This is a genomic window from Sinimarinibacterium thermocellulolyticum, from assembly GCF_040327995.1.
Classification (GTDB): Bacteria; Pseudomonadota; Gammaproteobacteria; order Nevskiales; family Nevskiaceae; genus Solimonas; species Solimonas thermocellulolyticum.
Genome location: NZ_JBEPIJ010000012.1, coordinates 102023 through 109737, shown reverse-complemented (window position 1 = coordinate 109737; position 7715 = coordinate 102023). Strand labels below are relative to the sequence as shown.

General features: G+C 65.4%; 5 protein-coding genes and 1 tRNA gene. 3 read left to right on the top strand and 3 right to left on the bottom strand.

Features of this window, described 5'->3' with window-relative positions; translation table 11 throughout:
* The first annotated feature begins 138 nt into the window (after positions 1–138).
* Complete coding sequence (locus ABSH63_RS11450) at positions 139–801, top strand: hypothetical protein (RefSeq protein WP_352889878.1); 663 nt, start codon at positions 139–141, stop codon at positions 799–801.
* Here the strand turns inward: ABSH63_RS11450 and ABSH63_RS11445 are convergent.
* Positions 787–862 (bottom strand) — tRNA-Arg (locus tag ABSH63_RS11445). The two genes, ABSH63_RS11450 and ABSH63_RS11445, sit on opposite strands and share 15 nt — an antisense overlap.
* Positions 863–867: 5 nt before the next feature.
* Positions 868–2067, bottom strand: a complete 1200-nt coding sequence (locus tag ABSH63_RS11440) for an integrase (RefSeq protein WP_352889877.1) — start codon at positions 2065–2067, stop codon at positions 868–870.
* 274 nt (positions 2068–2341) lie between these two features.
* Here ABSH63_RS11440 and ABSH63_RS11435 point away from each other — a divergent pair, with 274 nt between their 5' ends.
* Entirely contained in the window at positions 2342–6088 is a 3747-nt protein-coding gene (locus ABSH63_RS11435; RefSeq protein WP_352889876.1) for an Ig-like domain-containing protein, read from the top strand.
* Between the two features lie 21 nt (positions 6089–6109).
* Here the strand turns inward: ABSH63_RS11435 and ABSH63_RS11430 are convergent, their stop codons facing one another.
* Entirely contained in the window at positions 6110–6460 is a 351-nt protein-coding gene (locus tag ABSH63_RS11430) for a hypothetical protein (RefSeq protein ID WP_352889874.1), read from the bottom strand.
* A 136-nt stretch (positions 6461–6596) separates the two neighbouring features.
* On the opposite strand from ABSH63_RS11430, the gene ald reads away from it, so the two are divergent.
* The gene (ald, locus tag ABSH63_RS11425) at positions 6597–7715 is read left to right on the top strand and encodes an alanine dehydrogenase (protein ID WP_352889890.1); all 1119 of its coding nucleotides are present in this window, start codon (positions 6597–6599) and stop codon (positions 7713–7715) included.

Below are 7715 nucleotides of genomic sequence, written 5' to 3'. Positions count from 1 at the left end.
ACACCTTGGTAGCATTCCGTCACGGCGGATTCGCTCCAGAGAATTGGCTTCGACAACCGAATTCTACTGGGCAACAGCGAATCCGCCGTGCCTTCTCAGCAGCCTACTCGTGACGGATCCGGGCTAGTCAAGGATTGCGTGGCCGCACGCGAATCCGTGCAGCCGAAGCCCCGAGCCGATAACGATCTCGAGAGTTTCGGGCGTGCCCTGTCAAATAAAGCGAACATGATCGAGCCTGCAATGCGACGCCTGCCGCGATTCGCAAGGTTCTCAGAGCTTGTTGCCATCGAGGAAAACAAGTGGGAGCTGGCGCGAGCGGAGTATGACCAGGCTGCATCCGCGCTTCGCCATCCACCCTATCCCGACGCCGCCGCCGTTTCGCATGCGAAACAGAAAATCGAGCAATTGCAGCAGGCAACGATCCAGCACATGAAGGTGGTCAAGGATCGCAAGATTGAGCTGGATTGGGAGACGATTAAGCGAATTGCTGACCAGCTGATCCAGCGCCGGGTCCGAAAGAAGCATCTAGCGCTGGCATTTGTGCTGGAGGATCGGCGAGGGAAGTTTGCTGAAGTCGGGCGAGAGCTCGGCATATCGAGGCAAGCAGTGTGGAAACAGCGCCCAGCAGCCGATCACGCATTTAAAAAGATGCAGGAAATCATTGCCGAGGCGATCCCTGAGGCTGCGGCCGATGATCTTCCGCGCGAAAAACTTCGGATTGAGCTGCAACGAGAAACGATGCGGCAGACGATTCGCGCCGTTGTGCTAAATGAAGCAGCAAGAGCTTGGTGCCCCGGGTAGGAATCGAACCTACGACCCTCTTCTTAGGAGGAAGATGCTCTATCCACTGAGCTACCGAGGCGCAGATCATCGCATCTGCCGGAGCAACCGCAATTCCTTGAGGACTGCGGCGAGCTGGACTTCCAGCGACGCATTATCGGCCGACTGAAGGGCTAGCCGATCCATTTTAAGGGCAATCTGCTCGGCGCGCAGCTGTGTGTACCGTTTCAACATGTCCAGCGTTTTGTGTCCGGTGATTGCTGAGACCTCCATCATGTCCAGTCCGAGCTCGAACAACCGCGACGTGGCTTCGTGTCGGAGGTCGTGAAAGCGCAGGCCATCGATCGAGGCGCGCCGGCATGCTCTGTCGAAAGCCTGGCTAAGGGAGTCGGCTTTGAACCCGAGCACGGACTCTTCGGGCTTGACTCGCTTGGGCTTGGCCGCCGTCAGTGCGTCGATGGCCCGCTGGCTGAGCGGGGCGGTTCGTTTCGTGCCGGTCTTGCCCGCGCCGGCATCCTCGGCCCTGATCTGCAGGGTACGACGTTCGAAATCGATGTCCCCCCAGATCAATGCGCACAGCTCGCCGCGGCGGGCAGCGGTTTCGATCGCCAAGATGATCGCCAGCTTCAAGCTCGCATTGAAGGCGCAGGCGACAAGCAGTCGATCTTCTTCTCCAGGCAGAAGCCGCCGGTCGCGCCCATCTCCCTCCGGCGGTCGATCCACGCCGCGCGCAGGGTTGCCGAACGGGAGCCGATAGCCCCAGCTCTTGATCGCCACGTCAATCACCCGAGCGAGGAAGGCCATCTCCTTCTTCACCGTTGGCGGCTTCACGTAGCGGTCCAGCTCGACCAGGGGTAGATCGCGCTTGCCGCCGCTGCGTACGCAGCGTTGCCGCAAACGGTCGTCTCGATACTTGCCGATCCGCTCCGGCGTGAGGGCCGCGAGCGGGATGTCTCCGAGGTCGCGCCGGAGCGGCGTAGCGCAGCTTTTCGCTGCTCCAGGCGAGCGCAGGCGGGGCGCAACCTCTTCCATGTAGCGGTCGATGATCTTGCCGAGCGTTGACTTCTTCGCGCGCTCCACACCGGCGAGGTCTGCGCCCAGCTCGACCAACCGCTCCTGCTCGGCGACCCAGCGTTGGCCCGCGTCCTTGGTCTTGAACGACCTTGTGACTCTGCGGCCGTCCGGCAGTGTGATACGAAAATCGTGGCGGATCTGCTTGAGGATGCGCTTGCGTCCGTCGGCGTATTCGCGCTCTACTTCCCAGCGTCGCTCTTTGTAGTAGGCCATTGTGCTCCCGGGCAAATCTGGAGCAGATGAGATACCATCTGCTCTCAGGAAAGTCCTGCTAAGACAATAGCCTAAAGGATATCGTGCCTGCGCCTCCTAAGCGGAGGGTCGCAGGTTCGATTCCTGCCAAGGGCGCCAATGCCAGGGGCGCTCCAGTACTTGGCAAGCCGCTTGCAGAGTCGAGCCGACTTTTTTGTTTTACTTCGCTTTTTGGTTTAGCATCCGGACGATTCCGTTTCGCGCGCCGCGGGGGCTTGCGGCAGGTGGGAGACCCATGTTGAAGACGCGTATCTGGCTGCGCAGCTTGCTGATGCTGGCGGGATCTACGCTCGTTGCCTGCGGCGGGGCGAGCTTCGGGGACGGCACCGGCGGGGGACTGTTGGGCGGCGGCGGTGGTGGCGGTGGGGGTGCCGGTACGCCGGCGGTCGTTCTGGTCAGCGCATCGCAGGAATCGGTGTTCGCGGATGGCACCTCCACCGTGCTGATCTCGGCGATCTTGACCGATGCGCAAGGTGTCCCGATCAGCGGGCGGACCATTGATTTTTCGACCGACGCCGGGACCCTCGTTGCGACCAGTGACACCACGAACGCCAACGGGCTCGCGGAGGTGTTCCTGCGCGCACCGACGGCGCGCGGCACCGCCACCGTGCTTGCGCGGGAACGCGAGACGGATCTCACCGGTTCGGTCTCCGTGGAGTTCGTTGCCGGACTGGTCCAACGCCTCGCGGCCACTCTTGCACCAACCAAGCTGGCACCGCGTGCCGTTGCGGAGTTCACGGTCACGGCGCTCGACGGCAACGACAACCCGGTTCCGGGACAATCGATTGCGTTCGAGACCGTACCCAACGGTGTGGGGGGCATCTTCAATCCCGCGACGGTGTCGACGGACGAAAACGGCCGTGCGCAAACGGCCTTCGAGGTGGGCCCGAACACCGGGACGTTCACGCTGCGTGCGCGCACCGCCAGCGGCGTCGTGACCACTGCGGAGCTGACGGTCGCAACACAGGCGTCGCTGCAGCTCTCGGTGACACCCTCTCAGCCCAGCATTCTGGCCGACGGCGTGTCCACGGCCGTGATCACCGCCGTGCTCACGGACAGCAACGGCATACCCATTCCCGACCGCGCCATCGACTTCAGCACCAATGCCGGTCAGCTCCTGCAAACGACGGCGACGACCGACGCCAACGGCGCTGCCGCCGTCACGCTGCGCTCTTCCGCGATTCGCGGGATCGCGACGATCGTGGCGCGCGACGCCGCCACCAACATCAGCGGCTCGACCGCGGTCCAATTCGTCACGGGGCAGTCGGCGCAGCTCGCCACGACCCTCAATCCGACGACCGTCGCCGCCGGCGGCACCACGACGTTCACGGCGACGGTGCGGGACGGCAACGGCAACCCGGTTGCGGGGGAGGTGGTGTCATTCGACACCACGTCCGGCAGCGGCACCTTCGACCGCTCGACCGTCGAAACGGATGCCAACGGGCGGGCGGAGGCCTTGTTCACGGCGGCGTCGGTCGGGACCACGACCCTGCGAGCCCGTACCGCCGGCGGTTTGAGTTCAAGTCAGCAGCTCACGGTGCTGCAGCCCGACTTGCTCCTGACCCTGAGCGCGACGCCGCCGACGAGCGCCGCGAACGGCTCCACCGTCATCGAGATCACGGCTCAGTTGCGCGATTTCAACGACAATCCCATTCCCAATCGCACCGTGACCTTCACCACCAATCTCGGCACCTTGCTGGCCGGCTCGGCGCTGACCAACGATGCCGGTATCGCCCGGGTGAATCTGCGCGCACCGACTCAGGCGGGCACCGCGCGGGTGACGGCGCAGGTTCCGAGCAGTAGTGCCAGCAGTTCGGTGGCCATCGAGTTCACGGCCGGGGTGGCGAGTCAGATCGTCTTGAGCGTCACGCCGAGCACGATCGCCCCGGGCGCGACCGCCACCGTGAACGCCACCATCCGCGATGCCAATGGCAATCCAGTCGCGGGTGGAGACGTCACCTTCAACGTCTCGCCGTCGACCTGTGGCAGCTTCAGCCCTGCGACGGTCGGTACCGGTCCGAGCGGCAACGCGGGCTCCACCTTCACGGCAGGTCCCAATACCGGCGTATGCACCATCAGTGCCACGTCGGACGGCGGACTCAATGCCAGCGCGCAACTGACCGTCGCGGCGGGCGTGATCGACATCACCCTGCTGTCGGATGCGCCGAATCTGCCGTCGAGTGCCGATACCTTCGCCGAGGGCGTGACCATCACCGCACTGGTTCGCGGGGCCGGCAACAAGCTGCTCCAGGGTGTCAAGGTCGATTTCAGCGCGAGCCAGGGCGCACTCCAGATTCTCGGCGGGGGCATCACGGACGCATCGGGTGCGGCGCGCGCGGTGCTGACGACGGGCGGCAACCCGCGTAATCAAGACGTGGTCGTCACCGCAACCGCCGAAGGCGCCAACCGCTCGATCTCGATCCCGGTCACCGGCACCAAGCTGGAGATCGTCGGACCAGCGGTCGTCGGATCCGGCGATGTCGAGGAGTACGTGATCACCTTACGCGATGCCGCCAACGCACCGATCCCGAACCAGACGGTCCAGGTGACCTCGCTGGATCTCGGCAATCCCATCGTGTTCGTCAACGGCGCGACGACGAATTCCCAGGGCCGTGTGACCGTCCGTTACACCGGTGCTTCGGGAGGTTCCGATCGACTCGAGGTGATGAGCATCGGCGTGACCGCCGTGCAGTTGATCGAGGTATCGACCTCCAAGCTGGTCTTCGAAGCCCCGGCGCCGAGCGCGGAAGTGCTGTTCGAGACCGCGCCGATGTGCTCCACGGATGTCACCGTGCGGTTGACCGAAAACGGCGCACCCGTCAACGGCGCCAACATTGACTTCGCGATCACTCGCGGGTTCATCAACGCAAACCCGGGAACGTCGACGGCCAGTGCAACGACCAATATCGACGGTCGCGCAACCGTGCAGGTCTGTGCCGATGGTCCCGGCAACGCGGGTGGCGCGGTGATATCCGCGACCGCATCGATGGCGAATGTTTCGGCGAGCCTGCCCTTGGAGTTCGTGGCGACAAGCCCGTTCCGCGTCGATCTACAGGCAGAGCCTGCGGTCATTCCCATCAACGGCACCGCGACGATACGAGCGGTCGTTCGTGATGTGGATGACAATCTGGTCAAGAACCAGCGCGTGAACTTTACGCTGTCCGATCCGACGGGCGGTGCGCTGACGGCCGCGTTCGGCATCACCGACAGCCTGGGCACGACCACCGTGACCTACCGGGCCAGCGCGACGTCGAGCGCGACCGACGCGATCCGCGTGACCGGCACCCTCGCCAGCAATCCGGGGATCTCCGGAGCCGCCACGCTGACGGTCGGCAATCAGGCGCTACGCATCCTGCTCGGCACCGGCAACGAAATCGCGGAGCCCAACACCACCAGTTACGCGATGCCGTGGGTGGTGATCGTGACCGATGCGGCCGGCAATCCCCCGCCGCCGGACACCGTCTTGCGCATCTCCGTGGAGCCCACGGCTTACCAGAAGGGCTATTACGTCGCCGATCTCGTCAACCAAGTCTGGGTCGCCCAGTACGAGGTGACGGGGGGTGACGTGCGACCGTCCAACTCGACGGTGGCGCCGCAGCCGCCGGACTTCGGTTGCGAGAACGAGGACGTCGATCGCAACGGCATCCTCGACGCGGGCGAGGATCTCAACGGCAACATGCTGCTGGATCCGGGCGGTGTGGCCGTGGCGCCCAGTGCGCCGGCGCTGGACGCCAACGGCACGGCGAATTTCGACATCGTCTATCCGCAGACGCACGGCAACTGGGTACAGATGCGCTTGCGTGCACAAGCGACGGTGGCGGGCACGCAGAGCCTGGCGATCGCCGACTTCGTGCTGCCGGTGCTGGCCGACGACGTCAATGACCTCGAAGTCTCGCCGCCCGGTGTCGTGCGGCAGCTGGGCTCCGGCTCAGTGGTGGCGAGCCCCTACGGTCTGGCGAGCAACTGCCTCGATCCGAACTGACCGCAGCAGGCGGGGCGCCGTTCAGGCGCCCCGCCGCCACGAGCCTGCGGCGTACTGGCCGAGGCCCAGCACCAGCGCGATCAGTCCGATCCCGAACCGGCGCTGGATCGTTTCGCGCTCGCGGCGGATTTCGGCTTGGACTTCGGCGCGGATCAGGCGCCGCAGGCGTTCGAGGTTCTCGGCGTCCGGCTGCAGGTGCGGGCCGCGCCGCTGTAGCTCCATATGGAGGTTCAGCTCCACCGAGGCGTCGATGTCGGCATCGCTGTACTCGGGCAGCCGCCACCACTCATGTCCGTAGTAGATCGTCAGCCCCAGGCCGATCGAGAGCAACAGGGCGGTGAGGCTGCGAAACGGTAGGCGCGGGGCGTGCATGGGCAGGGGGCATCGGGATGAAGCCGCGATTGTACGGACCGCGAGGGCTTGCGGTCGGCTGAGGGGATTCCACGACGCCGCAGCGCCGCGGGGCTGGGATAATCGGTTGCCTCTGATGCTGGCCGAGGAGACCGCGATGCGCATCGGCACCCCAAAGGAAATCAAGAACCACGAATACCGCGTCGGCCTGACGCCGGCCGGCGTGCGCGAATTGGTGGCGCACGGCCATGAGGTGTTGATCGAGACCAAGGCGGGCCTTGGCATCGGCATCGCCGATGAGGCGTACGTCGCCGCCGGGGCGCGTATCGTGCCGACCGCCGCCGAGGTATTCGCAAAGGCCCAGATGATCGTCAAGGTCAAGGAACCGCAGCCGTCCGAATGCGCGATGCTGCGCGAGGATCAGCTCCTGTTCACTTATCTGCACCTGGCGCCGGACCCGGAGCAGGCAAGGGGTTTGCTGCAGTCCGGCTGCACCGCGATCGCCTATGAAACCGTGACCGACGAGCGCGGCGGCTTGCCCTTGCTCGCGCCGATGAGCGAGGTGGCCGGTCGCATGTCGATCCAGGCCGGCGCACACGCGATGGAGAAGGCGGCCGGCGGCAACGGCGTGTTGCTCGGTGGCGTGCCCGGCGTGCCGGCGGCCGAGGTCGTGATCATCGGCGGCGGTGTCGTCGGCTACAACGCCGCGCGCATCGCCATCGGCATGGGCGCGCGGGTGACGATTCTCGACCGCTCCCTGCCGCGGCTGAACTGGCTCGACAGTGTCTTCGAGAACCGCGCGACGACGCTGTACTCGACGCGCGACGCGGTCGAGACCTGCGTGCATCGCGCGGATTTGATCATCGGCGCGGTGCTGGTGCCGGGCGCGGCCGCGCCCAAGCTGGTCACGCGCGACATGCTGAGGTCGATCCGCAACGGCGTGGTGATGGTGGACGTGGCCATCGACCAGGGCGGCTGCTTCGAGACCTCGCGGCCGACGACGCACCAGGACCCGACCTATGTCATCGACGGCATCGTCCACTACTGCGTGGCCAACATGCCCGGCGGGGTCGCGCGCACCTCGACGTTTGCGCTGACCAACGCCACCTTGCCGCATGTGATCGCGCTGGCCGACAAGGGCTGGCGCCAGGCCCTGCTCGACGATCCGCACCTGCGCAATGGCCTGAACGTGCATCGCGGACGCATCACCCACCAGGCGGTGGCCGATGCGCTGGGCCATGCGTACACGCCGGCGACCGACGTGCTGCGCACCTAA